We start from the raw sequence: 25,386 nt of genomic DNA, 5'->3' as shown, positions 1-25,386 counted from the left end.
TGTCAGGCCAGCATCGCCAGCGGACGCTCGACCAGTTCCTTGAACACCTTCATCAGCTCGGCGCCGTCGGCCCCGTCGATGGCGCGGTGGTCGAAGCTGCCGGTCGCCGACATGACGGTCGCCACGCCCAGCTGGTCGTCGACGATATAGGGGCGCTTCTCGCCCGCGCCGATCGCCAGGATCATGCCCTGCGGCGGGTTGATGACCGCCTCGAACTGCTTGATGCCGAACATGCCCATGTTCGAGATCGATGCGGTGCCGCCCTGGAATTCGTGCGGCTGCAGCTTGTTGTCGCGGGCGCGGGTCGCCAAGTCCTTCATCGTGGTCGAGATGGACGACAGCGAGCGCGTATCGGCCTCCGACACGATCGGGGTGATCAGGCCCGCAGGGGTCGACACCGCGACCGAGATATCGGCACGCTTGAAGCTGATCAGCTGGTCCGGCGTGAACATGACGTTGCACTTCGGCACCGCCATCAGTGCGACGCCCAGCGCCTTGATCAGCATGTCGTTGACCGACAGCTTCACGCCACGCGATTCCAGACCGGCGTTCAGCTCGCCACGCAGCTTCAGCAGCGCGTCGAGGCGGATATCCACCGTCAGGTAGATGTGCGGAACCTGCTGCTTCGATTCGGTCAGGCGACGCGCGATCGTCTTGCGCATGTTCGACAGCTTCGACGCCTCGTGCGGGATATCCGGCACCTGGGCGGGCTTGGGAGCAGCGGCAGGCGCGGCGGCGGTTTCCGCCGGAGCCGATGCGGTCGCGGCAGGCGCGGCGGCCTTGGCCTGGCCCGGCTGCGCATTCTCGACGTCGACCTTGACGATGCGGCCGTTCGGGCCTGAGCCGGTCACCGACGACAGGTCGAGCCCCTTTTGCGAGGCGATGCGGCGCGCAAGCGGGCTGGCGATCGCGCGGCCGCCATTAGAGGCCTGCTTGCCCGAATCGGCGGGCTTGCCGTGATCTTCGGCCTGTTCGACCGTACGCTCGACGGGCTTGGCTTCGCTGCCCGTCTTGTTGGGATCGGCGGGGTCGGTCGGCATGGGATTGGCCGGGGCCGGGGTTTCCGACTTGGTGGGAGCCTGGACCGACGACGCATCCTCGCCCTCTTCGGCCAGGATCGCGATGACGGTGCCGACCTTCACATTGTCGGAGCCTTCGGCGACCAGGATCTTGGCGATCACGCCTTCGTCAACCGCCTCGAATTCCATCGTGGCCTTGTCGGTTTCGATCTCGGCCATGATATCGCCGGACTTTACCGTGTCCCCTTCCTTCACCAACCATTTGGCCAGCGTGCCTTCCTCCATGGTCGGCGACAGCGCGGGCATCTTGATCTCGATCGACATGGAGGTCCTCTCGGGGCAAACCAATTCCGTAGCGGCCCGTCTCTTGCGCCCGAATTGCGCTCGGTCAAGTCATGGCCTTGCATGAAATACTATGTAACGGCATCCATTCGATACAAATTGGGGGGCCATCATGCGTATCTATCTGGTCGTGATCGACGATAGTCCGGAATCGCGGATCGCCTTGCGCTTCGCCGCAAGACGTGCGGTGAAGACCGGCGGCGGCATCGAAATCCTGACCGTGCTGCCGCCGCAGGAATTCATCGCGTTCGGCGGTGTGCAGGCGACGATCGAGGACGAGGCGCGGCAACAGGCCGAAGCACTGCTCGCCAGCGCGGCGGGCACGATCCTGGACGAATCGGGCCTGCGCCCGTCGATCACGGTGCGCGAGGGCGACGCACCCAAGGTGATCCGCGAGATCATCGCGGGCAATCCGGACATTGCCGCACTGGTGCTGGGTGCCGCCGCCAGCGGCGCGCCGGGCAAGCTGGTGAGCCATTTCTCCGGCACCGACGCAGGCGCGCTGCCGGTGCCGGTGATGATCGTTCCGGGGTCGTTGACGCCCGAGGCGATCGACCGGTTGAGTTGATCGCAAGATCCTCCCCGGCACGGGGAGGTGGCAGCCCGAAGGGCTGACGGAGGGGGGCTTCCCCATAGGCCGTCCCGTGCGGCACGCCCCCTCCACCACCGCTATGCGGTGGTCCCCCTCCCCGTTCCGGGGAGGATTTTACTCCGCCGCCTTGGCCAGATCCTCGAACTCGGCCGCCGCCAGGAACCGCTCGGCGTCCAGCGCGGCCATGCAGCCGGTGCCCGCCGCCGTCACCGCCTGGCGGTAGACCTTGTCCGCCACGTCGCCGCACGCGAAGACGCCCGGCACGTTGGTGCGGGTCGACCCCGTCTCGACCGCGATGTAACCGTCGGAGTCGAGCTCCAGATGGCCGCGGAACAACTCGGTCGCCGGATGGTGGCCGATCGCGACGAAGCCGCCGTCCACATCCAGGCGGCTATGCTCGCCAGTCACCGTGTCGAGCAGGTCGAGCGCCACCAGCCCGGCATTGCCACCGCCGTCGACGAATTCGCGCACTTCCTTGTTCCACAGCACCGTCACGTTCGGATGCGCGAACAGCCGCTCCTGCAGGATGCGCTCGGCGCGCAGGGAGTCGCGGCGGTGGATCAGCGTCACGTCGTCGGAATGGTTGGTCAGGTACAGGGCCTCCTCGACCGCGGTGTTGCCGCCGCCGATCACCGCGACCTTCTTGCCGCGATAGAAGAAGCCGTCGCAGGTCGCACAGGCCGACACGCCCTTGCCCTTCATCGCCTCCTCGCTGTCCAAGCCCAGCCACTTGGCTTGCGCGCCCGTCGCGATGACCAGCACATCGCCCTCATACACGTCGCCGCCGTCGCCGATCAGGCGGAACGGGCGGTTGGTCAGGTCGACCTGGGTGATCGTGTCCCACATCATCCGCGCGCCGACATGCTCGGCCTGTTTCTGCATCTGCTCCATCAGCCAGGGGCCCTGGATGACGTCGGCAAAGCCGGGATAATTCTCGACGTCCGTGGTGGTGGTCAGCTGGCCACCGGGCTGGATGCCCTGCACCACGATCGGCTGCATCCCCGCGCGTGCGCCATAGATCGCGGCGGACAGCCCGGCCGGGCCTGAGCCGAGGATGAGCATACGGGTGGCGTGGGTGGTCATGTCCGGTTCCTGTGAAGCGATTTTGCCGCCTAGATAGTCATATGGGCGATAAAAATGAACCGCTTCTCATGCGGCCATTCGGGGACTTCTTCGTTTCTCGTTGCAAGTGGAGGTTTGCCCGATGCGCGACGACGACGATGTGAAGATCACCGATTACACCGCTCCTGCGGGTGGCTGGGGCTCGATGAAGGGCATGGCGAAGGTCCTGCCCAAGGAGGGCCTGGGCCCCGAGGTGTTCGACACGCTGCGTCGGCAGAACAAGCCGGGCGGCGTGATGTGCGTCAGCTGTGCGTGGGGCAAACCGGCCAAGCCACATATCGCCGAGTTCTGCGAGAACGGCGCCAAGGCGACCGCATGGGAACTCAGCTCCTTGCGCGTCACACCGGATTTCTTCGCCAAGCATACCGTCACCGAGCTGGAAACCTGGCCCGACCATGACCTGGAACAGGCAGGCCGCCTGACCCATCCGATGCGCTATGACCGTGCGTCGGACAAATATGTCGCGGTCAGCTGGAACGAGGCATTTGCGGCGATCGGCGCGAAGCTGAAGACCTGCGATCCGACCAAGGTCGTGCTCTACGCCTCGGGCCGCGCCTCGCTCGAGACGTCGTTCATGTATTCGCTGTTCGCGCGGATGTGGGGGCAGCAGAATCTGCCCGACAGCTCGAACATGTGTCACGAAACGACCTCGGTCGGCCTGAAGTCCGCCATCGGATCGCCCGTCGCGACGATCCAGATGGAGGATTACGACAAGTGCGACGCGATCTTCTCCTTCGGGCAGAATGTCGCGACCAACGCGCCGCGGATGCTCCACAACCTCCAGGCCTGCGCCAAGCGCGGGGTCGAGATCGTGACCTTCAACCCGCTGCGCGAGCGCGGCTGGGAACGCTTCGCCTCGCCGCAGAATCCGGTGCAGATGCTCACTGGCAGCTCGACCGATATCTCGACCCAGTATCACCAGGTGAAGGCGGGCGGCGACATCGCCGCGCTGACCGGCATCTGCAAGCTGGTGATCGAAGAGGATGACCGTGCCATCGCCAAGGGCACTAGCCGCATCCTCGACCACCACTTCATCGAGCAGCACACGACCCGGTTCGAGGATTTTGCCAACTATTGCCGCAATGCCGCGTGGAGCGACATCATCCGCGATAGCGGCCTGACCCGCGATGCGCTGGAGCAGTCGGCCCGCGTCTATATGCGCGCCGAGCGGGTGATCGCGGTGTACGGCATGGGCATCACCCAGCACCGCTACGGCATCGATGCGCTATACATGATCGTCAACCTGCTCCTGCTGCGCGGCAATATCGGGCGCGAGGGGGCGGGCCCCGGTCCGGTACGCGGGCACAGCAACGTGCAGGGCCAGCGCACCGTCGGCATCACCGAGAAGACCGAGCTCGCCCCCGTCGAACGGCTGAAGGAGCTGTTCGAGTTCGAGCCGCCGACCGAAAAGGGCTGGGACACGGTAGAGGCCTGTCGCCAGATCATCGCCGGGACCGCGCAGGGCTTCGTGCAACTGGGCGGCAACTTCCTGCGCGCCACGCCCGAACATGCCAAGATGAAGGCGGCATGGAGCAAGCTGCCCATCGCCGTCCATATCGCCACCAAGCTCAACAAGAGCCATCTGGTGCCAGGCGAGGAAAGCTATATCCTCCCCTGCCTGGGCCGGCTGGAAACCGATATGCAGACCGGCGGTCGCCAGGCGGTGTCGATGGAGGATTCGTTCAGCCATATCTATGGTTCGGTCGGCAAGGCGACGCCCGCTGCCGACACGCTGCTTTCCGAACCGGCCATCGTCGCGGGCATCGCCAAGGCGGTGCTGGAGCCCAACCCCAATGTCCCCTGGGACGAATGGGTCGGCGATTACGGCCTGGTCCGCAGCGCGATCGAGAATGTCTATCCGGACAAGTTCGCCAACTTCAACGAGCGCCTGTTCGAGCCCGGCGGCTTCTGGAAGGGCAATCCCGCGTCGCACCGCAAATGGGAGACGGAGAGTGGCAAGGCCGAGTTCAACGTGCCCCGCGCCATGGACGCCTCGGGCATCGCGCCCGCCGAAGGGCGGATGCGACTGATCACGCTGCGCTCGAACGACCAGTTCAACACGACCATCTATGGCTATGACGATCGCTTCCGGGGGATCAGCGGCACGCGGATGGTCGCGATGATGAACAAGGCCGACATGGCCCGGCTGGGCCTGAGCGATGGCCAGACCATCGCGCTGGAAGGCGATGCCGACGATGGCGAAAGCCGCGTGGTCGAAGGTCTGCGCGTCGTCGAATACAACATCCCCGAAGGCTGTATCGGCGGCTATTATCCGGAGCTCAACTATCTGATCCCGCTGGAGCATCATGCGCTGGAAAGCCATGTGCCGGCGGGCAAGTCGGTGCCGGTGAAGGTACGCATGCCCGTATGAGCATATTGGGTGCCGTCCTGACCGGAGGGCGATCGTCGCGCTTCGGATCGAACAAGGCGGTCGCCATGCTCGGCGACCGCACCTTGGTGGCGCACGCCCGCGCGACCATCGCCCCATATTGCGCGCGCGTGGTGCAGGTTGGCGGCGAGAACGGCGTGCCCGACATGCCCGCCCCCGGCCTGGGGCCACTGGGGGGTATTGCGGGGGGGCTCGACTATGCGGCCAGCCACGGCTTTCGCTGCGTGTTGACCATCGGCTGCGACATGCCGCGCCTGCCCGATGGTCTGGTCGAGATGATCCTGCGACGCGAGCCCAGCTATTGCCGCGACGCGCCGGTCCTGGGGCTGTGGCCGGCCGCGCTGGGCGCGCATCTGATGGCGCATCTGTCGCTGGGCCAGGACCGTTCGGTGCGCGGCTGGGTCCGCGCGATCGGCGCGATCCCGATCGCCTCACCCCAGCCGCTGGCCAATGTGAACACCCCCGCCGACCTCGCCGCGCTGTGAGGCAGGTGGCGCTCGACTTTTTCCTCCCCTTTGGGGGGACGTGGCAGGCCGCAGACCTGACCGACGGGTGTCCCGGCTGGCGAGGTGGGCCTGCTCTCGCAACCGGCGACACCCCTCCACCATGCTCCGCATCGTCCCCCTCCCCTTGCGGGGGAGGAATGGGTTGAGCGTCACCCAAACGCCGAGGCTGATCCGCCTGTCACCGGACGGCACGGCCGCCGCGATCGAGCGCGAGGTCGCGGTCGAATGCCCCGTGGCGATCGAAGTCGACGGCTTCGGCTATGCCGTCATGATGATGACGCCAGAGCGGCTGGAGGATTTTGCCACCGGTTTCCTGCTGACCGAGCGGCTGGTCGACAAACCCGCCGACATATTGGCGATCGAGCCCTTTGCGGCCGAAGCAGGCTGGATCGTCCGCGTCACCCTGGCCGGGCATTTGCGCGGACGGATGCAGGACCGGGTCCGCCACCGGACCAGCGACACCAGTTGCGGGCTGTGCGGCCTGTCCGGGCTGGAGCAGATCGCCCGCCCCGTCACGGCCCGCCCCCCTGCCCCGCAAGTCTCCGTCGCCACGCTGTTCGCCGCGCTGGCGGGCTTGCGCGGGCATCAGCCGCTCAATGCCCGAACCGGCGCCGTCCATGCCGCAGTCGCCTGCGATGCACGGGGGGGCGTGATGGCGGGGGCGGAGGATGTCGGGCGGCACAATGCGCTCGACAAGCTGGTCGGCGCGCTGGCCCACATCGACGCCGACCACGCCGACTTCATCCTCGTCACCTCGCGGATCAGCTATGAGATGGTCGACAAGGCGCTGGTCGCAGGCGTCGGCCTATTGGTCGGGATATCGGCACCGACCAGCCTGGCAATCGACCATGCCCGCGCCCACGGCCTGACGCTGATCGCCCTGGCCCGCGCCGATGCGATGCTGGTCGCGCACGACCCGCACGGGCGCTTTGCCGCCGCCTGATCCAGGCCTTTGCAGCCGCCGCACCCGAGGACGCGGTGCCGCTGGACCAGGTACTGGTCACGGCGGGCAAGCCGGTGCCGGTCCTGATGGTCCCGAACGGACCGATCCGCTTCGCCATGCAGGACGATGCAGGCCTTGCGGCATCGTCGTCGAAATAAAGGGAAATACACCGGGTGGTAGCGAAGGAGGGACTTGAACCCCCGACCTACGGATTATGATTCCGCCGCTCTAACCAGCTGAGCTACTTCGCCATGTTTGGCGTTCCACCCGGTGGAGGCGCGCCTATAGACAGGCTGTTTTCGGGCGTCAAGCGAACAAATGACGCGACAGCAATTCCCAGGGACCGCCGCGATACCACCACGCGCCGAGCCCGATCAGCTCGACCGGCCGGGGCCGGAAATCGCGCTCCATCTGCTGAAGGAGCAGCTTGGCGGTGGAGGGTGTCACCTTGTTCTGGATCGTGACATGCGCGCGCCAGCCGCCCGCATCCTGCGGCGTGAGCATTCCGGCAAAGGCATCGACCAGTTCGTGACGGATCGCCACCAGGCCGGGCGATTCGATACGGATCGCCACGCCCCGACCCAGCGACATCAGCCCGCTCGCCCGCGCATCGGGCGCCCGCACCCCGCGCGTCATGCCGTTCAGCCGGTGCTTCAACTCGGCCTCGACCGATGGCGGCAGGTGGTGGAACAGCGTGCAATGCGCGTCGAGCACGTTGCGCTCGGGGGGAAAATGCTGGCGACGCAAGCCGTCGAACCAGCTCTGGTCGGGGCGACCGAACAGCGCGGTGATGATGATCGGGGCGGGCGCCGAACCAGGCCCCGAACCAGGTATGGACGGGCTCAGATTTCCACCTGACTGCCCAGCTCGACCACGCGATTGGTCGGCAGGCGGAAGAATTCCATCGCGCTCTCGGCGTTGCGCAGCATCCACGAGAACAGCTTTTCACGCCACATCGACATGCCCGGATTCTCGGCCGGGAGCAGCGTCTGGCGCGACAGGAAGAAGCTGGTGTCCATCATCTTGAACGCACCGCCGACCATCTCGACGCGCTTGAGCGCCGCCGGAACATCCGCCTCCTCCATGAAACCGAAGCGCAGGACCAGGCGGTGGAAGCCGTGCCCCAGATCGTCCAGCTTGGCCCGGTCGCCATCCGGCCAATAGGGCTGGCTAACGATCTTCACGGTCAGCAGGATGATCCGCTCGTGCAGCACCTTGTTGTGCTTGAGGTTGTGGAGCAGCGCATGCGGCACCCCCTCGGGCGAGGAGGTCATGAAGATCGCGGTGCCCGGCACCCGGCTGGCCGCGCCCGCCGCCGAATCGATGAAGATGTGGATCGGCATCGTTCCTTCGCGCAACCGCTCGATCATCAGCTTGCGCCCCGTCGACCAGGTGGTGAGGAAGGTGAAGATGATGAAGCCGATCAGCAACGGCACCCAGCCGCCCGACGGGACCTTCGTCAGGTTGGCGAGGAAATAGGCACCGTCGACCAGGAAGAACAAACCGAGCAGCGGCAATGCGGCATAGAGCGGCCACTTCCACAACCGGGTCAGCGCGACGCCCAGCAGGCAGGTGTCGATCAGCATCGCCCCCGTCACCGCGATGCCGTAAGCCGAGGTCAGGTTGGACGACGAGCGGAAGAACAGAACGAGCAGGATCACCATCACCATCAACAGCCAGTTGATGAGCGGGATGTAGATCTGTCCGGCGGTCGCGGCCGACGTATGCTCGATGCGCAGACGCGGCATGAAGCCCAGCTGGATCGCCTGTTGCGTGACCGAGAAAGCGCCGGTGATGACCGCCTGGCTGGCGATGACGGCGGCGGCGGTCGCCAGGATGACGAGCGGCAACTGCAACCCCTCGGGCGCCAGCATGTAGAACGGGCTCTCCAGGGCCGCCGCACCCTCGCGGAACAGCAGGGCCCCCTGCCCCATATAGTTGAGCATCAGCGCGGGCAGCACGAACACCAGCCAGGACAGGCCGATCGGCCGCCGCCCGAAATGGCCCATATCGGCATAGAGCGCCTCGGCCCCCGTCACCGCCAGCACCACCGAGCCCAGCGCCAGGAAACCGCGCAAGGGATCGATGAAGAAGAACTGGACCGCGTAATGGGGCGACAGCGCGACCAGGACCTCTGGCGTCTGGACGAAGCTCATGATGCCCAGCACCGCGATGGCGGTGAAATAGACGAGCATGACGGGCCCGAAGAACAGGCCGACCCGCTCGGTCCCCGATCGCTGGATCTTGAACAACACGATCAGGATGGTGATCGCGATCGGCAGCACGAAACCGCCAAAGGCGGGTGCGGCGACCGCCAGACCCTCGACCGCGCTCAGCACGGTGACGGCGGGCGTGATCATGCTGTCGCCATAGAATAGCGCGGTGGCGAACACGCCGAGCAGGACGATGCCGCGCGACCAGCGCCGCGTCTTGGTCTGCCCCGACACCAGCGCCAGCAGCGCCAGGCTGCCGCCCTCGCCCTTGTTGTCGGCGCGCATGATGATCGCGACATATTTGACCGACACGACGATCATCATCGACCAGAAGATCAGGCTGATGACGCCCAGGATATGCGCATTGTCGAGCGGCAGCGGGTGATGCGGGTTCGCGAAGGTTTCGCGAAAGGCATAGAGCGGGCTGGTGCCGATATCGCCGAACACGACACCGATCGCACCCAGCGCCAGCCGGGCCATGCCCTGCGGCGGATGGGGGTGGCTATCCTCGTTCGCGGTGGTGGCGATTCCGGTGGGAGAGACGCTCATGGCCGGACGCTCGTTACGGGGGGGATCGTGCCGGCGATGGAAAGGATCATCGGCGACGTCCGTGGCAACCCTGTGATCATCGCGCCGCCCTAGCATGGCCCCAAAGGGCCAGCAACGCAGGGCCTGTGTGCTTGTTGCATCCGCGCACGATTTCGGGACTGCGGCGATGCTGTGATGCAACAGTGGTCGGGTTTTCTTTGAGAGGACCGGTCTCGGTGAGACACCCTTGCCCTCCCCCAGCCCCTCCCGCCTGCGGGAGGGGAGGAAGAAGGAGGGCGTAGCTCGCTCCCGGGCACGCCCCTCCCGCAGGCGGGAGGGGATGGGGGAGGGACAGCCACGGGCCATGCCCCCGCTGCCCCCCCAAACCCCAACTTCCCCGCCCGAGACGGTTCACCTCTCGCTCGCGATCGGCTACGGCCTGATCCATGGCTAGTCGTACCGCCCCAGGGGCCGCTTCGGAACTCCACCCGCCCGTCACGCCCATCGTCACCATCGACGATGTCCGCGCCGCCCATGCGCGCATCGCGGACCGGATCATCCGCACACCCACCCTGATCAGCCGCACACTGTCGAAGCTGACCGGGGCGACCGTCTATCTCAAATTCGAAAATCTCCAGTTCACGGCGGCCTATAAGGAGCGCGGTGCGCTCAACACGCTGCTCCAGTTGTCGGACGAGGCACGGTCGAAGGGCGTGATCGCCGCCTCGGCGGGCAACCATGCGCAGGGGCTGGCCTATCACGCCAACCGGCTGGGCATCCCCGCGACGATCGTGATGCCGCGCACCACACCGATCGTTAAGATCGTCCAGACCGAGGGCCACGGCGCGACCGTGGTGCTGGAGGGCGACAATTTCGACGCCGCCTATGCCCATGCGCGGGTGCTGGAGGCAGAGCGCGGCTATACCTTCGTCCATCCGTTCGACGATGCGCGGGTGATCGCAGGCCAGGGCACCGTCGCGCTCGAGATGTTGGAGGACGCGCCCGACATCGACACACTGATCGTGCCGATCGGCGGCGGCGGCCTGATCTCGGGCATGGCGACCGTCGCGGCCGCCATGTCGCGCCCGGTCGACGTGGTCGGCGTCCAGGCCGAACTGTTCCCGTCCATGTACAACAAGCTGAACGGCACCGACCTGCCCTGCGCGGGCGATACGCTGGCCGAAGGCATCGCGGTCAAGGTGCCGGGCGGCCTGACGTCGCAGATGGTGGCGCAGCTGGTGCGCGAGATCGTGCTGGTCGACGAACGCCATCTGGAGGAAGCGGTCAGCGCCCTGCTCCAGATCGAAAAGACGGTGGTCGAGGGGGCCGGTGCCGCCGGGCTCGCCGCGCTGACCTCGCACCCCGAGTGGTTCCGGGGCAAGACGGTCGGCGTCGTGCTGTGCGGCGGCAATATCGACACCCGCCTGCTCGCCAACGTCCTGCTGCGCGACCTGGCCCGCTCGGGCCGCCTCGCGCGCCTGCGCATCCGGTTGCAGGACCAGCCGGGCGCTTTGTTCAACGTCGCGCGGATCTTCGACCGCGAACGGGTGAACATCATCGAAGTCTATCACCAGCGCGTCTTCACCACCCTGCCCGCCAAGGGCCTGATCACCGATATCGAGTGCGAGACGCGCGATGCGCTGCACCTGCACCGGCTGATCGAGGCGCTGCGCGCCGCGGGCTATGAGACGAGCCAGGTCGAGCTGGCCTGACGCCCGATCGGCCGACCGACGTCCCGTTTCCGAACGATGCCGCGCCATCGTTCCGGACGGGCCGGTCGCTTCGCATCGGAAAGCCGCTATGATGCGGATAACAACCCAGTTTAAGGAACTGCCCGGCGGTGACCGCGCCTTTTCGTTTCCCGCGCTTCTTCGTCACCAGCCCTGCGCCCTGCCCCTATCTGCCGGGGCGTGACGAGCGCAAGGTGTTCACCGAGCTGACCGGCGACCATACCGGTGAGTTGAACGAGGCGCTGAGCCGGATCGGCTTTCGCCGCAGCCAGGGGGTGGCCTATCGCCCCTCCTGCGCGGGGTGCAGCGCGTGCATCTCGGTACGTGTCGTGGCGGGCGGCTTTCGCCCCAACGCCACCCAGCGCAAGCTGCTGCGCCGCCACGCCGACCTGGAGATCACCGCCTGCCAGCCTTGGGCGACCGCCGAACAGTTCGACCTGCTGCGCCGCTATCTGGGCAAACGGCATCCCGGCGGCGGCATGACCGCGATGGATGAAAACGACTATGCCGACATGGTCGAGCTGTCGCCGGTCCAGTCGGTGCTGGTCGAATATCGCGAGCCGACGGGCCCCAACGGCGAGCGCGGTCGGCTGGTCGGATGCTGCCTGACCGATCGCCAGGGCGACGGGCTGTCGATGATCTACAGCTTTTTCGAGACCCAGGACCCAAACCGCCAGGGCCTGGGCAACTTCATCATCATGGACCACATCCTGCGCGCCCGCGCAGGCGACCTGCCCTATGTCTATCTCGGCTATTGGGTGAAGGGGTCGCCGCGCATGACGTACAAGACGCGGTATCAGCCGCTGGAGGCGCTCGGCCCGCGTGGCTGGGTGCTGATGGCCGACGAACAGTCCGCCCCCACCGCCCCGCCGCCGGTCGAGGCGTTGGTGTAGGGCTGGCCATTTCTGCCTTACGACAGATTGACTTCCTTCGCCTCCTTCTTGCCCTCGCCCCTGGAAAGGGGAGAGGGTTAGCGGAGCTTGCCAGCTTGTCTGGCTAGCGCAGCTTGGGTGAAGGGTCGAGCGAGCCTGCGGCTCGCGCGCTCGTTAAAACGAGCGCCCACCCCTCACCCAGCTCCGACTAAGACTTTGCTACGCAAAGCCTAAGTCTGCGCAACCCTCTCCCCTCAGAGAGGGGCGAGGGAAGAAAGCGATGACGATGAATTTCAAATGCTACCGAGGAGTGCTGGCCTCTCCGGGCGTCAATGTGATGCCCCTCCCATGACAGGAGAGGGAACATCACGACACACCGTTACCCGCCGCCTGTCCCCAGGGCTCGCCCGCTAGCGACGCCGCCCCGGTCGCGTCGAGCGCGACCGCGATCCGCACATGGGTGTCCTGCGGGCTGAGGCCGGTGCACGGATCGAAACCGATCCACCCCAGCCCCTCGACATGCGCTTCGGCCCAGCAATGCGCCTGCCCCCGCGCGTCGCCGTTTCGGGCAGCGAAGCCCGAGACGTAGCGGGCGGGAATGCCCAGCGACCGAGCGCCGACGCAGAAGATATGCGCAAGGTCGCACGGCGTCACCCGCTCCAGCGCGAATGCCCGGCCCGCGTCGATGCCGGTGGGGGCCGCATCGCGGTCGATCGCGAAGCGCCGATGCAGCGCCAAGTTCATCGCGTGCAGCGCCGCCAGCGGCCCCTCCGTGCCGTCCGCCGCCTGGGCCGCAAAGGCCGAGATCGCATCGTCGCCGGGGGTGACCGGCGTCGCCCTCAGGAACAGCGCGGGCGGCAGCGTCTCGGTCGCGCCGTGGATCAGCCCGTGCGCGTCGCTGGTCAACACCTCGCCCGTCGCGGTGATCGTCACCACCTCGGGCGCGCCTTCGATGTACAACATGGTGACGGCATTGCCGAACCCGTCATGCCCCCGCCGAAAACGGGCGTCGCAGTCGACGTCGATCTGCCAATGCGCCACCGTCTGATCGTCGAAATTCTCCGGCGTCAGACGCAGCATCTGGACCGTCGTCGGCCGTCCGGCGCGCGGACGATGGACGATCTGGTGCTCGATCGCGATGCGCATCAGGCGAACTTGAACTGACGGCCGATCGCGGCGTGCAGCAGGGCATTCTCCTGGATAAAGGCCTCGAGATACTGGTGAAGCCCGCCCGCGATGACGTCGCCCGAGCGAGTCTTCGTCATCCGGTTTGCCCGCAACCTTGCCATGCGATCCGCCTCCCCATGCTGCCCCGTTCGCCGGGCAAGCTGCCCCAGCACGTCCACCGTTTCCTCGACCGATGCCGCCAGGCTTCGCGGCAATTCGGCGCGCGCGATCAGCAGGTCGATGACGTTGGCGGGCTTCAGCCCGTCCGAATAGAGCCAGCGATAGGCGGTGACGGCGGAGACGGTCTGGAGGATCGTCGTCCACTGGTCGCGATCGACGACGCCGCCGATCCGCTCGCCCGCTGGCAGCAGGATGTGGTATTTCACGTCGAGCAGCCGCGCGGTGTTGTCCGCGCGCTCGACCGCCTGGCCCAGCCGGATGAACCACGTCGTCTGGTTGCGCAGCATCCGGTGCACCGCACCCTCGAACCCGCGTGTCTCGTTCTTCACCGCCTCGACCAGGCCGAGAACGGCGGTGGGATCATCGGCGGCGGGCTTGGCCTCGAAATTCAGCCAGGCGCGGTTGATCGCGCTCCACGCCTCGCGGGTCAGCGCGGTGCGCACCGCGCGGGCGTTGGTCCGCGCCATGTCGACGCAGCGGACGATCGAGCCGGGGTGGCAACCCTCGACCGTCAGGAAGCGCGCGACCTCGCGCCGCCGCAACTCACGCCCGCCCTCGGCAAAGGCGCTGGCGGTATCGGTGACGGCCAGCGCCGAGCCCCAGGCGGCCAGCCCCGCCGAGCGCGGCGACAGCACGTCGAGCCGGACGGTCGCCTCGACCAGGCGGGCGATGAAGTCGGCCCGTTCGAAATAACGCCCCAGCCAGTAGAGCGAGGATGCGGTCCGCGAGAGCATCAGTGCACTCCCTGCGTCTGGATCTGCGACTGCTGGCCCTGCACCTGCACCCAGCGATCGGGTTCGGGCGCCATCAGGACGAAGCTGTCCTTGGTGCCGCCGCCCTGGCTGGAATTGACGACCAGCGACCCTTCGCGAAGCGCGACGCGGGTCAGCCCGCCGGGCGTGACCTCGACGCCGTTACGCCCGGTCAGGACGAAGGGGCGGAAATCGACATGGCGCGGGGCGACGCCGCGTTCGACCAAAGTCGGCACGGTCGACAGCGCCAGCGTCGGCTGCGCGATGTAGCGATGCGGCTCGGCGAGGAGCACGGCGCGGAACTGCTCGATCTCCGCCTTGCTCGCGGTCGGGCCGACCAGCATCCCGTATCCGCCCGATCCGTCGACCAGCTTGACCACCAGCTCGTCGAGGTGATCGAGGACGTAGGACAACGCCTCCGGTTCGCGGCACCGCCAGGTCTCGACATTCTTCAGCTTGGGCTCGCCGCCCGAATAATAACGGACGATATCGGGCATATAGCTATAGATCGCCTTGTCGTCGGCGATGCCGTTGCCCGGCGCATTGAGGATGGCGACGTTCCCGGCGGCATAGGCCGCGATCAGGCCGGGCACGCCCAGCATCGAATCGGGGCGGAAGACCAGCGGATCGAGGAAATCGTCATCGACCCGGCGATAGATGACATCGACCTTCACCCGCCCAGCGATGGTGCGCATCCAGACGATATCGTCGTCGACCACCAGATCGGCCGCCTCGACCAGTTCGATCCCCATCGAATCGGCCAGGAAGCTGTGTTCGTAATAGGCGGAATTGAAATGGCCGGGCGTCAGCACGACGCAGGTCGGCTCGGCCACGCCGTGCGGTGCGACCGACTTCATCGTGGCGAGCAGGCGGTCCGGATAGCTGTCGACCGCCGCCACCCGGAACTGGCGAAACAGTTCGGGACACAGGCGCAGCATCGCCTCGCGATTCTCCAGCATGTAGCTGACGCCAGAGGGCGTGCGAGCATTGTCCTCCAGCACGAAGAAATCGTCCGGCCCGGTGCGCACCAGGTCGATGCCGCAGATATGCGCCCAGACGCCGTGCGGCGGCCGCATCCCGGCGATTTCGGGTCGGAACTGCGGATTGCCGAAGATCAGGTCGGGCGGCAGGATGCCGTCGCGCAGGATCTTCCGCTCGCCATAAATGTCGTCGAGAAAGGCGTTGATCGCCTCGACCCGCTGCACCAGCCCCTCGGACAGGCGCGCCCATTCGTCGGGCAGGAACACGCGCGGCACGATGTCGAAGGGGATGATCCGCTCCGCCGCGTCGCTCTCGCCATAGACGGCAAAGGTGATACCCAACTGGCGGAAGGTCGCCTCCGCAGCCTGCTGACGGCGGCGCAGTTCGCCATCGGGGGTGTTATCAAGCCATCGCTGCAAGGCAGAAAGTTCGGGCCGTGGCGTGTCCTTGCCAACGGCCCCCATGATTTCGTCGAACGCGGCGATAGTCCCCATCCGGTCGTTACGCTCCCCGATATGTCTAGGTTCCATGCTGCACCGCATGATTGGGGCGTGCAAGGGAAGATATTGTTCCTCCCCGGCACGGGGAGGGGAACCGCCGCGAAGCGGTGGTGGAGGGGGATCGCCGCCAGCAACTCGTTTCGTGGAGAGCCCCCTCCACCAGCCTGCGGCTGGTCCCCCTCCCCGTGCCGGGGAGGATTTTACGCCCCCAGTCTCTCCAGCATCGACGGGGTCAGCACCTGCGGCAGGACCTGCGGTTCCTTCGCGCCGGGCGCATAATAGAGGTAGAGCGGCACGCCCGCCCGGTTATGCCGCTCGATAAAGCGTCCCAATACCGGATCGCCGTCGGTCCAGTCTCCGACCAGCACCGCCACCTTGTTGCGCTGGAACGCATCGCGGACCGAGTTGCGCTCGATGGCGGCGGCCTCGTTCACCTTGCAGCTCAGGCACCAGTCGGCGGTGAAATAGGCGAAGACCGGGCGGTTCTGCCTGCGCAGGTCGTCAAGCTTGGCCTCGGTGAACGCGGTGTCGGCGGTGGCCTTGGCGACGGCGGCGGCGGGCTTGACCGTGACGACGATCGCGACCGCCAGCACCAGCGCGACGATGGCGGGCCAGCCCGCGCGCCCCTTGCCGCCATGCTGGCGAAGGCCGGTCCACCAGAAGCCCAGCGAGGCGATCAGCGCCGCCGCCAGCCCCAGCGTCATGCCGGTCACCCCCGCCTCCTGTCCCAGGATCCATGCCAGCGCGAGCGCGGTCAGGAACATCGGCACCGACAGGATATGGCGCAGCCGCACCATCCACATACCCGGCTTGGGCAGTCGCCGCCGCAATGCCGGGACGAAGCCGATGGCGATGAACGGCAGGGCGATGCCGATGCCCAGCCCCGCGAACACCGCCAGCGCAGCGGCGGCGGGCAGCACCAGCGCCGCGCCAAGCGCTCCGGCCATGAACGGCCCCGAACAGGGTGTAGCGACGAACGCCGCCAGCGCACCGGTCGCAAACGACCCCATCGCGCCCGAGCGGCCCGCAAAGGCCGGCGTCGGCAGCTCGAACAGTCCCGCCAGATTGAAGGCGATCCCCGCGACCAGCAGCAACAGCACACCGATCACGCGCGGGTCCTGGAGCTGGAACGCCCAGCCCGCGCTCTGGCCGCCCGCCCGAAGCGCCAGCAGCACGACGCCCAGACCGACGCACACCAGCACCACGCCCGCCGTATAGGCCAGCGCCTCGGTCCGCGCGTGCCGTTCGTCACCGCCGCCCTTGGCCAGGCTCAGCGCCTTCAGGCTCAGGATCGGGAAGACGCAGGGCATGATGTTGAGCAGCAACCCGCCCAGCACCGCACCCAGGAATGCCAAAGCCACCGCGCCAAAGCCGGTATCCGCCCCGCCGCCAGCGCCCGCAATCGCACCGGGCTTGGCGGCAAAGGCCAGCCCCTGCCCCGCGCCGATCGACAACACGCCCGATACGGGACCGGGCGTCGCCACGGCGGCGACGGGCATGGTCAGGATCAGCTGGTCGCCCTTGCGGGTCATCGCTTGCGCCGCCGCATGGTCGATGATGCCACTGCGATCCGGGAAGAAATAGGCGTCCTCGACCGCGACCGAGGCGGGCAGCGGCACGGCGATGCGCACGTTCTTGCCCTGCGTCTCGATCACGCCTTCGCCGCCCAGCGGCTTGGGAAGCGCCGCACGCCAGCGGTCGAACTCGGTTCGGGTGGCGGGGTCGACCGCGCCGTCGCCGACCGTCAGCTTCGTCGCCAGCGTCTGGCTCTCCGGCACGCAGATCGTGTCGGTACAGACCAGATAGTCGAGCTTGACCGTGACGGGCAGCGGCGTGCCCTTGGCTAGGCCAGCGGGCACGGCCAGATCGACGAGCAGCGCGAAAGGCCGCTCATAGACATAGTTCATCAGCCCGGCGATCTTCAGCCGCCCCGGCACGGGATAGCGAAGCGCGCCCGCGCTCACCCCCTTGGGCAGCGTCCAGTGCGCCTCGGTCGGCAGGCCCGCATCGCCGCCATTCTTCCAATATCCGTGCCAGCCCTTCTCCGGCGTCGCGACGATGGCCAGCGTCGTCTTGCCGCCCGCCGCCGGGCTCTCGCTCTCCGCCACCAGGCGCATGGCCAGATGGATCGCGCCAGGCGCGGGTGCGCTCTCCGCCATGCCGGGGCATGTCGCCACCAGCATGAACAGCGCCGTCATCAGGATGTAAAACCAACCGCGCATCGACACCTTGCCCTAAACCGCTTTGCCGTTCCATAGCGCCCCTGTCCCCGCTTTGCATCAAGGTTGCCCATGAACTCCCTGACTGCCGCGCTCCTGGCCTCCGCCGCCCTCCTCACCGCGCCCGCCGCCCATGCCCAGACCGCAAGCCCCGCCCCCGGCAGCGCGCCAGCGCCCGTCACCACCCTGCCGGGGACGCCGCAGCCCCCCTTCCCCACGACGCCGCCCAAGCTGATCGTGGCGATCTCGGTCGACCAGTTCTCGGCCGACCTGTTCCAGCAATATCGCAACCACTTCACCGGCGGCATGGCGCGCCTGCTGACCGGTGCGGTCTTTCCCTCCGGCTATCAGAGCCATGCCGCGACCGAGACGTGTCCCGGCCACTCGACCATCCTGACCGGTTATCGCCCCGCCCATACCGGCATCATCGCCAACAACTGGGTCGACCAGTCGGTGAAGCGCGCGGACAAGATCGTCTATTGCTCGGAGGACGAAAGCGTCGCGGGCATGGATCACAACAGCTACACCGTGTCGGACAAGCATCTTAAGGTGCCGACGCTGGGTGAACGGATGAAGAATGCCGATCCCCGCGTCCGCACCGTCTCGGTCGCGGGCAAGGACCGCGCCGCCGTGATGATGGGCGGCCACAAGGTCGATGAACTCTGGTGGTGGGATGGCAAGACCTATGTCTCCTATGCCGGACGACCCGTGCCGCCGGTCGTGGAGCGCACCCGCAAGGCGGTGGCCGACCTGATCGCCCGGCCGCAGGAGCCGATGCCGCTGCCCGGCTTCTGCAAGTCGCTCGACCGGCCGATCACCGTCGGCGGCCAGACGCTGGGCACCGGCAGGTTCCAGCGTGCGGCGGGCGACCTGAAGGCGTTCCGCGTCTCTCCGGCGTCCGATGCGGCGGTGCTGGCGATGGCGGCGGGCTTCGTCCAGGACATGAAGCTGGGCCAGGGGCCGCACACCGATATCCTGTCGGTCGGGCTGTCAGCGACCGACTATATCGGCCATGCGCTGGGCACCCAGGGCGCCGAGATGTGCATCCAGATGGCCGAGCTCGACCGCTCGCTGGCCGGGTTCTTCGATGTGCTGGACGCCACGGGTGTCGATTACGAGGTCATGCTGACCGCCGACCACGGCGCGCACGACATGACCGAGCGCCAGCAGATCCGCGCCATGCCGATGGAAAGCCATATCGCGCCCGAGGCCAAGACCAAGGCGATGTCGGCCGCGATCGCCAAGGCCATGGGCCTGCCCAACGATCCGCCGATCATGATGAGCGCCGAGGGCGACATCTATATCAACAGCGCCCTTCCCGCCGCCACCCGCGCGAAGGTGCTGGCCGAGGCCAAGCGCCGCTACGAGGCGCTGCCCCAGGTCGCCGCCGCGCTGACCCGCGACGAAATCGCCGCCACGCCTTGGCCCACCACGCCGCCGGAAACCTGGACGCTGAAGGAAAAGGCGCGCTCCTCCTATGACCCGACGCGCTCGGGCGACCTGCTGATCCTGCTCAAGCCGCGGGTGACGACGATCGAAGAGCCTGCTCCGGGCTATGTCGAGACGCATGGCTCGCCCTGGGACTATGACCGCCGCGTGCCGATCCTGTTCTGGCGCAAGGGCATGGCCGGGTTCGAACAGCCGCTATCGGTGGAAACGGTCGATATCGCGCCGACGCTGGCCGCGACAATCGGGCTGCCGATGCCGGGTGTCGACGGGCGCTGCCTGGATCTCGATCCGGGTGCGGCGGATACGTGTAAGCGGTAAACTGTTGTTCCTCCCCTGTAAGGGGAGGGGGACCGCGGCGAAGCCGTGGTGGAGGGGTGTCACCGCTGGCCATGACACCCCTCCGTCAGCCCTTCGGGCTGCCACCTCCCCTTACAGGGGAGGAATGTCCGAGGGTCGCTCCACCCGATACTCGATCGGCTTGAAGCTGCCCCCATTGGACGCGGGCGCGGAACAGGCGGTCAGCCCGATCACCAGGTCCATCCGCGCCACGAAGCGGATATGGTCCCCCGGCCCGCTGAGCGGCGGCAGTACCTCCAGCTTGCCGGTCTTTGCGTCGACCGGCACATTCATGAAGCAGTTGAACGCCACCGGAATTCGGTCCGGCGTCACCCCATAAGGCTCCAGCGCCGCCGCGAGGTTGCCGAAGCACCCCCGGTGGCGCGGCAAATCGGGATAGAAATGGTCGAACGTGTCGACCGAACAGGGCGTCAGCAGGAAGTCGTGCATCCCGACCGTATCCTCGACGATATCCAGCATCACCCGCGAGCGGTTGGAATAGAGCTTGTGCCCCTTGGTCAGCCGGATCGTCTCGGCATAATCTAGCGTGCGGCCCGAAGATATCACCTCGTCCGGATCATCGGCGTTGAATGCCAGCAGATCGGCCACCTGCCGCCCGCGCGGGTCGATCACGGTCAGGCTGTCGCCCTTGGCCATGCGGAACGCATCGCCGCTGCGGGGCGGGATCTCGATCGTTTCCCCGCTCATGGCTTGGCCTCGCTGCCCGCGCCCGCATAATGGAAGGGACAGCGCCAGCCATCCTCGACCACCCGACCGCTATACTGCCGGGCTTCGCTCATCTCGCCATGGCGGGCCAGCATCGGGTTGCGCGAACCGGCCAGGGCTTCGTCGCGGGTCAGGATCTTCTCGCGCATCGTCTCATACTTGCCCTGCGCGCGCAGGATCTCGAACTGGTCGTGCAGGTTGAAGATCATCGCCGGGCGCGGAAAGCGGCGCGCGGGTCGGCTGGCATTGGGATGGAGCCCGACGACGAAGAACGCCTCGCCGCCAAAGGACAGCGAAAAATGCGGATCGTCCGGGTCCATGCTGACCCGGCTGTCCCAATCCTGCCCCAGCCACACATCCTTGTCGGACAGCGACTGGATACGCGCCCAGACGGCACGTTCGAACGCGGATTCGTCCAGCGTGTCCGGCCCGCCGAATACGACCGCCAGACTGCGAAAGAGTTGCGGCTCGGCCCGGTAACGCTGGGCGAAGCGGCGCAGCGAGTCATGGATGCGCAGGTCGTCCCAGGCGCTGGCGATGTTACGCGCGCCCAGGATTTCGAGCGTCCCGCGCGCCATAGCGGCCTTGGCACCGACACAAGGAAAATCGGCCTCGGCAATATGATCGCGAAGCATCGCGGCGGATTCCGGCTCACTGGGATCGTGGGCAGGAAATAATCTGCTGGCAGTTTCTAACATGGGACGCCCCAACGCGGCGGCCGCATCCCCTGTTCCTGAAAAGCCGATATTCACCAATAACTTGTACAATATTTAGAGATTAGCTGATGGAGATTAATTCATCCATTTTCGGATAGGTTCTTCTTTTTCGTGGAAGTGCGCGCGGGGCAACGCACAACTGGTACCCCTGCGCACCAGGCCCGGACGCCCATGGTAATAACCCTGCTGCCAAACCCCGCCGCTGACATAGGCCAGGTCCGCCATGCCGGGGGTCTCCACCCCCTCGACAATCACGGTGCCCCCCAACGCCTTGATCAGGCCGATGAGGTGCGGCAGCGCATAGCAGGGCAGGTGCTCGCTGCTTACCTTGTTCACGAACGAACCGTCCGTTTTCACAAAGGCCGGCATCAACTGCATGAGGTTCCGGATCGACGTATAGCCCGATCCGAAGTCGTCGAGTGCCAACGCCGCGCCGCAGGCCCGCAGGCGTCGCGCAAATGCTGCGGTGTCGTCGATATGGGTCAGCGGCTCGGTCTCGGTGATCTCCACGACCAGCCGCCCGGCGATCGCCGGGCGCCGTGTAAGATCGTCCAGCACACTCCCCCACCAGCCATGGAGATGCGCGGAGGTCGCCGAGATATTCACGCCCAGCGTCGCCTTCGGATCAAATTCCAGTTCACTGATGACATGCGCCACCATCAGCCAGTCGAACGTCGATGCGAGGCCGGTTCGCTCCAGCGCCGGAAACACGACGTCGGGCGCCAGCGCCTCGCTCGCGTCGCTGAACCGCATCAGCCCCTCGTGATAAAGGACCTGTTCCGGCTGACGATAGTCGCAGACCGCCTGCCAATGCGGTGTCAGCCGCCCCTCGCGCATACAGCGGAAGAGATAGGCGACGATTTGCATATCGCTCTTGTAGATCGCGAACCAGCGTTCCTGATGATCGATCTGGATGTCGCGCGGCGCGCGATAGCGCGGCAGATTGTCGCCTTCCCACGAAACCACGGCATGCACCGCCGCGGCCTGTTGGTTGGCGGCGATCTCGATCGAAATCGGCTCGGCGGACAAGCGATAGGGCAGTTCCGCCAGGCTCTGATGATCGACGACACCCGGCCTGCGCATGTTGCAGACGAGCCGAAAGCGGCCCCGCCCGGCCCCTTGCGTAACGCGCAGCCCGGCATGATGCAGCCGCATCTGAATATGGTCGACCACCTGATCGGCGACGGATGCGCCCCAGCATGCATCGATCAACGCGAGATTGCTAATCTCGACGTCGTGATACCCCTCCGGCAATTTGAACTGCCCTCCTCAATAGGCAGAACACCAAGCTCCAACGCCCCAGTGAACGCATCCCATCTGATGGCGTCGGAATTACCATTGTTCAAACGGCCCAGAAAGATAGGGCAGAACCGTTAACCCTCTTTTTAAGACTGATTCCCAATATCGTTTGCGAAACGCCATTCTATATCCGGATCAACATCTTGCCCGATATAGGCCGGATGGTTAATCGAGATTGGGCCGTAGCCAACGCGTAGCCTGCGCCATGTCGACGCCCCGCCGGGCGGCATAATCGACCACCTGATCCTCGCCGATTCGCGCGACGCCGAAATACTCGGCCTGTCCGTGACCGAAGTAAAAGCCGCTGACCGCTGCCGTCGGCAGCATCGCAAAGCTCTCAGTCAGTTCCAGCCCGACCGCGTCCTCGGCGCCCAGCAGGTCGAACAGGGTGCGCTTGATGCTGTGCTCGGGGCAGGCCGGGTAGCCGGGCGCGGGGCGGATGCCGCGATATTGCTCGCGGATCAGCGCCTCGTTGGTCAGCTGCTCGCCCGCCGCATAGCCCCACAGGTCGGTGCGGACATGCGCGTGCAGCCGCTCGGCAAAGGCCTCAGCCAGACGGTCGGCCAGCGCCTTCAGCAGGATGTCGTTATAATCGTCATGGCCTGCACGGAACCGTTCGATATGCGCGTCGATGCCGTGGATGCCGACCGCGAAGCCACCGATCCAGTCGCCCGCAGGGTCGATGAAATCGGCCAGGCACATATTGGCGCGGCCTTCGCGCTTGGCGATCTGCTGGCGGAGGAAGGGGATGCGGGTTTCCTCGGCCCCAGCCGTCAGGATCACGTCGTCGCCATCGCGGCGGCACGGCCAGAGCGCGGCGACGCCGCGCGCGGTCAGCCACTTTTCGGCGATGATCGTGTCGAGCATGGCTTGCGCATCGGCATAGAGCCCGCTGGCGCTCTCGCCGACCACTTCGTCGGTCAGGATGGCGGGGAAATTGCCTGCCAGTTCCCAGGCGCGGAAGAAGGGCGTCCAGTCAATGTAGTCGCGCAGGTCGGACAGGTCCCAGTCCTGATAGACATGGACACCCGGCTGGCGGGGGTCACCGGCCTTCAGCGCCATGTCCGCGACGAAGCCACGCGCGCGCGCGTCCTCCAGCGGCAGGAGCGCATTGGCACCCTTGCCCTCGCGGGCCTTGCGGACGGCTTCGTAATCGGCGGCGACCTGCGCGACATACGGGTCGCGCTGGGTATCGGACACGAGCGTCGTCGCGACGCCGACCGCGCGGCTTGCGTCGAGGACGTGCACCACCGGTCCCGTATAAGCGGGTGCGATACGCAGCGCGGTGTGGACCTTGGACGTCGTCGCGCCACCGATCAGCAGCGGCATGGTCATGCCCGCCCGCTGCATCTCCTCGCCCACCGTCACCATCTCGTCGAGGCTGGGGGTGATCAGGCCCGACAGACCGATCATGTCGGCGTCATTCTCGTTCGCCGCCGCGATGATCTTCGACCAGGGGACCATCACGCCCAGATCGACCACGTCGAAGCCGTTGCACTGGAGCACGACGCCGACGATGTTCTTGCCGATATCGTGGACATCGCCCTTCACGGTCGCGAGTACGATCTTGCCCTTGCCCTTGGCGCCCGGTTCCTTGGCCGCCTCGATGAAGGGCAGCAGGTGCGCGACCGCCTTCTTCATGACGCGGGCGGACTTCACCACTTGGGGCAGGAACATCTTGCCCGATCCGAACAGGTCGCCGACGACGTTCATGCCGTCCATCAGCGGCCCTTCGATCACCTCGATCGGCCGCGCGAATTGCTGGCGGCATTCCTCGGTATCGTCGACGACATGCGCGTCGATGCCCTTGACCAGCGCATATTCCAGCCGCTTGGTCACGGGCAGGCTGCGCCACTCGGCGGCCTGCTTCTCGGCGACCGCATCGGTGCCGCGATAACGCTCGGCCAGCGCCACCAGCCGCTCGCCCGCGTCCGGGTCACGGTTGAGCACCACATCCTCGCACGCCTGGCGCAGTTCGGGGTCGATCGTGTCGTACACGTCGAGCTGGCCCGCATTGACGATCGCCATGTCCATGCCCGCCGGAATGGCGTGGTACAGGAACACCGAGTGCATCGCGCGGCGCACCGGCTCGTTGCCGCGGAAGCTGAACGACAGGTTCGACAGGCCGCCCGAGATATGGACGTGGGGGCAACGCGCCTTGATCTCGCGACAGGCCTCGATGAAGTCGACGCCGTAATTGTTATGCTCTTCGATGCCGGTCGCGACCGCGAAGACATTGGGGTCGAAGATGATATCCTCGGGCGGGAAGCCGATGCCCATCAGCAGGTCATAGGCGCGGGCGCAAATCTCGACCTTGCGGTCCTTGGTGTCGGCCTGCCCGACCTCGTCGAACGCCATGACGACCACCGCCGCGCCATACGCCATGCAGCGGCGGGCGTAATGGAGGAAGGATTCCTCGCCTTCCTTCATGCTGATCGAATTGACGATCGGCTTGCCCGACACGCATTTCAGCCCCGCCTCGATCACGCTCCATTTGGAACTGTCGATCATGATCGGCACACGCGCGATATCGGGCTCGGCGGCGATCAGCTTGAGGAAGGTGGTCATGGCGAATTCGGCGTCGAGCAGCCCTTCGTCCATGTTGACGTCGACCACCTGCGCGCCATTCTCGACCTGGCTGCGCGCCACCTCCACCGCGCGGGCATAGTCGCCGGCTAGGATCAGCTTCTTGAACGCCGCCGAGCCGGTGACGTTGGTCCGCTCGCCGACATTGACGAAATTGGTGGAGGAGGCGGTCTGGGTCATGATGTCTTCTCAAATCCTCCCCGCTCGCGGGGAGGGGGT

General features: G+C 66.4%; 20 protein-coding genes and 1 tRNA gene. 8 read left to right on the top strand and 13 right to left on the bottom strand.

Annotated elements, in window-relative coordinates; all coding sequences use genetic code 11:
• Nucleotides 1-2 precede the first annotated feature (2 nt).
• Entirely contained in the window at nucleotides 3-1,343 is a 1,341-nt protein-coding gene (locus SOM26_RS06290) for a pyruvate dehydrogenase complex dihydrolipoamide acetyltransferase (protein ID WP_320451887.1), read from the bottom strand.
• A gap of 130 nt (nucleotides 1,344-1,473) precedes the next feature.
• On the opposite strand from SOM26_RS06290, the gene SOM26_RS06285 reads away from it, so the two are divergent.
• Nucleotides 1,474-1,929, top strand: coding sequence for a universal stress protein (locus tag SOM26_RS06285; protein WP_320451886.1), 456 nt, complete (start codon nucleotides 1,474-1,476; stop codon nucleotides 1,927-1,929).
• Between the two features lie 138 nt (nucleotides 1,930-2,067).
• Here the strand turns inward: SOM26_RS06285 and trxB are convergent, their stop codons facing one another.
• Nucleotides 2,068-3,036, bottom strand: coding sequence for a thioredoxin-disulfide reductase (gene trxB, locus SOM26_RS06280; RefSeq protein ID WP_320451885.1), 969 nt, complete (start codon nucleotides 3,034-3,036; stop codon nucleotides 2,068-2,070).
• A gap of 121 nt (nucleotides 3,037-3,157) precedes the next feature.
• On the opposite strand from trxB, the gene SOM26_RS06275 reads away from it, so the two are divergent.
• From SOM26_RS06275 to SOM26_RS06260, 4 genes are all read left to right on the top strand, one after another.
• On the top strand, nucleotides 3,158-5,446 hold the full coding sequence (locus tag SOM26_RS06275; protein ID WP_320451884.1) for an FdhF/YdeP family oxidoreductase: 2,289 nt from the start codon (nucleotides 3,158-3,160) through the stop codon (nucleotides 5,444-5,446).
• On the top strand, nucleotides 5,443-5,949 hold the full coding sequence (gene mobA / locus SOM26_RS06270) for a molybdenum cofactor guanylyltransferase (RefSeq protein ID WP_320451883.1): 507 nt from the start codon (nucleotides 5,443-5,445) through the stop codon (nucleotides 5,947-5,949). The genes SOM26_RS06275 and mobA overlap by 4 nt, the downstream gene beginning before the upstream one ends.
• A 163-nt stretch (nucleotides 5,950-6,112) precedes the next feature.
• Nucleotides 6,113-6,913 carry a formate dehydrogenase accessory sulfurtransferase FdhD gene (gene fdhD / locus SOM26_RS06265; RefSeq protein WP_320451882.1) on the top strand — a complete coding sequence of 267 codons (801 nt, stop codon included), beginning with the start codon at nucleotides 6,113-6,115 and terminating at the stop codon, nucleotides 6,911-6,913.
• A gap of 35 nt (nucleotides 6,914-6,948) precedes the next feature.
• Nucleotides 6,949-7,071 (top strand): hypothetical protein, encoded by a 123-nt coding sequence (locus tag SOM26_RS06260; protein WP_320451881.1) that lies wholly within the window; start codon nucleotides 6,949-6,951, stop codon nucleotides 7,069-7,071.
• 16 nt (nucleotides 7,072-7,087) lie between these two features.
• On the opposite strand, the gene SOM26_RS06255 is transcribed toward SOM26_RS06260, so the two are convergent.
• The 3 genes from SOM26_RS06255 to SOM26_RS06245 form a co-directional block, all read right to left on the bottom strand.
• A tRNA-Met gene (locus SOM26_RS06255) sits at nucleotides 7,088-7,164 on the bottom strand.
• Between the two features lie 55 nt (nucleotides 7,165-7,219).
• On the bottom strand, nucleotides 7,220-7,747 hold the full coding sequence (locus SOM26_RS06250; RefSeq protein WP_320452348.1) for a 2'-5' RNA ligase family protein: 528 nt from the start codon (nucleotides 7,745-7,747) through the stop codon (nucleotides 7,220-7,222).
• A gap of 8 nt (nucleotides 7,748-7,755) precedes the next feature.
• Nucleotides 7,756-9,606, bottom strand: coding sequence for a potassium transporter Kup (locus SOM26_RS06245; protein WP_414712037.1), 1,851 nt, complete (start codon nucleotides 9,604-9,606; stop codon nucleotides 7,756-7,758).
• Between the two features lie 494 nt (nucleotides 9,607-10,100).
• Between SOM26_RS06245 and SOM26_RS06240 the strand changes: the two genes are divergently transcribed.
• Both SOM26_RS06240 and SOM26_RS06235 read left to right on the top strand, forming a co-directional pair.
• The gene (locus tag SOM26_RS06240) at nucleotides 10,101-11,366 is read left to right on the top strand and encodes a threonine ammonia-lyase (RefSeq protein ID WP_320451879.1); all 1,266 of its coding nucleotides are present in this window, start codon (nucleotides 10,101-10,103) and stop codon (nucleotides 11,364-11,366) included.
• 128 nt (nucleotides 11,367-11,494) lie between these two features.
• Nucleotides 11,495-12,277 carry an arginyltransferase gene (locus tag SOM26_RS06235; RefSeq protein ID WP_320451878.1) on the top strand — a complete coding sequence of 261 codons (783 nt, stop codon included), beginning with the start codon at nucleotides 11,495-11,497 and terminating at the stop codon, nucleotides 12,275-12,277.
• 345 nt (nucleotides 12,278-12,622) lie between these two features.
• Here SOM26_RS06235 and SOM26_RS06230 read toward each other — a convergent pair whose 3' ends face one another.
• From SOM26_RS06230 to SOM26_RS06215, 4 genes are all read right to left on the bottom strand, one after another.
• Nucleotides 12,623-13,402 (bottom strand): transglutaminase family protein, encoded by a 780-nt coding sequence (locus SOM26_RS06230; protein WP_320451877.1) that lies wholly within the window; start codon nucleotides 13,400-13,402, stop codon nucleotides 12,623-12,625.
• Complete coding sequence (locus SOM26_RS06225) at nucleotides 13,402-14,337, bottom strand: alpha-E domain-containing protein (RefSeq protein WP_320451876.1); 936 nt, start codon at nucleotides 14,335-14,337, stop codon at nucleotides 13,402-13,404. Before SOM26_RS06225 ends, SOM26_RS06230 begins: the two co-directional genes overlap by 1 nt.
• A complete protein-coding gene (locus tag SOM26_RS06220; protein WP_320451875.1) occupies nucleotides 14,337-15,830 on the bottom strand; it encodes a circularly permuted type 2 ATP-grasp protein in 1,494 nt (497 codons plus the stop codon). The genes SOM26_RS06225 and SOM26_RS06220 overlap by 1 nt, the downstream gene beginning before the upstream one ends.
• A gap of 206 nt (nucleotides 15,831-16,036) precedes the next feature.
• Nucleotides 16,037-18,058, bottom strand: coding sequence for a protein-disulfide reductase DsbD family protein (locus SOM26_RS06215; RefSeq protein WP_320451874.1), 2,022 nt, complete (start codon nucleotides 18,056-18,058; stop codon nucleotides 16,037-16,039).
• Between the two features lie 69 nt (nucleotides 18,059-18,127).
• Between SOM26_RS06215 and SOM26_RS06210 the strand changes: the two genes are divergently transcribed.
• Complete coding sequence (locus SOM26_RS06210; protein ID WP_320451873.1) at nucleotides 18,128-19,822, top strand: alkaline phosphatase family protein; 1,695 nt, start codon at nucleotides 18,128-18,130, stop codon at nucleotides 19,820-19,822.
• A gap of 111 nt (nucleotides 19,823-19,933) precedes the next feature.
• Here SOM26_RS06210 and SOM26_RS06205 read toward each other — a convergent pair whose 3' ends face one another.
• The 4 genes from SOM26_RS06205 to metH all read right to left on the bottom strand — a co-directional run bounded on the left by SOM26_RS06205 (nucleotide 19,934) and on the right by metH (nucleotide 25,347).
• Complete coding sequence (locus SOM26_RS06205) at nucleotides 19,934-20,548, bottom strand: DUF1989 domain-containing protein (RefSeq protein WP_320451872.1); 615 nt, start codon at nucleotides 20,546-20,548, stop codon at nucleotides 19,934-19,936.
• On the bottom strand, nucleotides 20,545-21,201 hold the full coding sequence (gntA, locus tag SOM26_RS06200) for a guanitoxin biosynthesis heme-dependent pre-guanitoxin N-hydroxylase GntA (protein WP_320451871.1): 657 nt from the start codon (nucleotides 21,199-21,201) through the stop codon (nucleotides 20,545-20,547). The genes SOM26_RS06205 and gntA overlap by 4 nt, the downstream gene beginning before the upstream one ends.
• A 156-nt stretch (nucleotides 21,202-21,357) precedes the next feature.
• Nucleotides 21,358-22,536, bottom strand: coding sequence for an EAL domain-containing protein (locus SOM26_RS06195; protein WP_320451870.1), 1,179 nt, complete (start codon nucleotides 22,534-22,536; stop codon nucleotides 21,358-21,360).
• 210 nt (nucleotides 22,537-22,746) lie between these two features.
• Nucleotides 22,747-25,347: a methionine synthase gene (gene metH, locus SOM26_RS06190; RefSeq protein WP_320451869.1), complete on the bottom strand. Its 2,601-nt coding sequence runs from the start codon at nucleotides 25,345-25,347 to the stop codon at nucleotides 22,747-22,749.
• Nucleotides 25,348-25,386: the final 39 nt, after the last annotated feature.

The organism is Sphingomonas sp. CFBP8993, from assembly GCF_034044895.1.
Classification (GTDB): domain Bacteria; phylum Pseudomonadota; class Alphaproteobacteria; order Sphingomonadales; family Sphingomonadaceae; genus Sphingomonas.
This window is presented reverse-complemented; position numbering and strand designations above follow the sequence as displayed.

Excerpts from the sequence above, each read along its gene's own strand:
- SOM26_RS06290 (WP_320451887.1), bottom strand. The coding sequence starts at position 1,343 with ATGTCGATCGAGATCAAGATGCCCGCGCTGTCGCCGACCATGGAGGAA.
- SOM26_RS06285 (WP_320451886.1), top strand. The coding sequence starts at position 1,474 with ATGCGTATCTATCTGGTCGTGATCGACGATAGTCCGGAATCGCGGATC.
- trxB (WP_320451885.1), bottom strand. The coding sequence starts at position 3,036 with ATGACCACCCACGCCACCCGTATGCTCATCCTCGGCTCAGGCCCGGCC.
- SOM26_RS06275 (WP_320451884.1), top strand. The coding sequence starts at position 3,158 with ATGCGCGACGACGACGATGTGAAGATCACCGATTACACCGCTCCTGCG.
- mobA (WP_320451883.1), top strand. The coding sequence starts at position 5,443 with ATGAGCATATTGGGTGCCGTCCTGACCGGAGGGCGATCGTCGCGCTTC.
- SOM26_RS06245 (WP_414712037.1), bottom strand. The coding sequence starts at position 9,606 with ATGGCCCGGCTGGCGCTGGGTGCGATCGGTGTCGTGTTCGGCGATATC.
- SOM26_RS06240 (WP_320451879.1), top strand. The coding sequence starts at position 10,101 with ATGGCTAGTCGTACCGCCCCAGGGGCCGCTTCGGAACTCCACCCGCCC.
- SOM26_RS06230 (WP_320451877.1), bottom strand. The coding sequence starts at position 13,402 with ATGCGCATCGCGATCGAGCACCAGATCGTCCATCGTCCGCGCGCCGGA.
- SOM26_RS06225 (WP_320451876.1), bottom strand. The coding sequence starts at position 14,337 with ATGCTCTCGCGGACCGCATCCTCGCTCTACTGGCTGGGGCGTTATTTC.
- SOM26_RS06220 (WP_320451875.1), bottom strand. The coding sequence starts at position 15,830 with ATGGGGACTATCGCCGCGTTCGACGAAATCATGGGGGCCGTTGGCAAG.
- SOM26_RS06215 (WP_320451874.1), bottom strand. The coding sequence starts at position 18,058 with ATGCGCGGTTGGTTTTACATCCTGATGACGGCGCTGTTCATGCTGGTG.
- SOM26_RS06210 (WP_320451873.1), top strand. The coding sequence starts at position 18,128 with ATGAACTCCCTGACTGCCGCGCTCCTGGCCTCCGCCGCCCTCCTCACC.
- SOM26_RS06205 (WP_320451872.1), bottom strand. The coding sequence starts at position 20,548 with ATGAGCGGGGAAACGATCGAGATCCCGCCCCGCAGCGGCGATGCGTTC.
- gntA (WP_320451871.1), bottom strand. The coding sequence starts at position 21,201 with ATGCTTCGCGATCATATTGCCGAGGCCGATTTTCCTTGTGTCGGTGCC.
- metH (WP_320451869.1), bottom strand. The coding sequence starts at position 25,347 with ATGACCCAGACCGCCTCCTCCACCAATTTCGTCAATGTCGGCGAGCGG.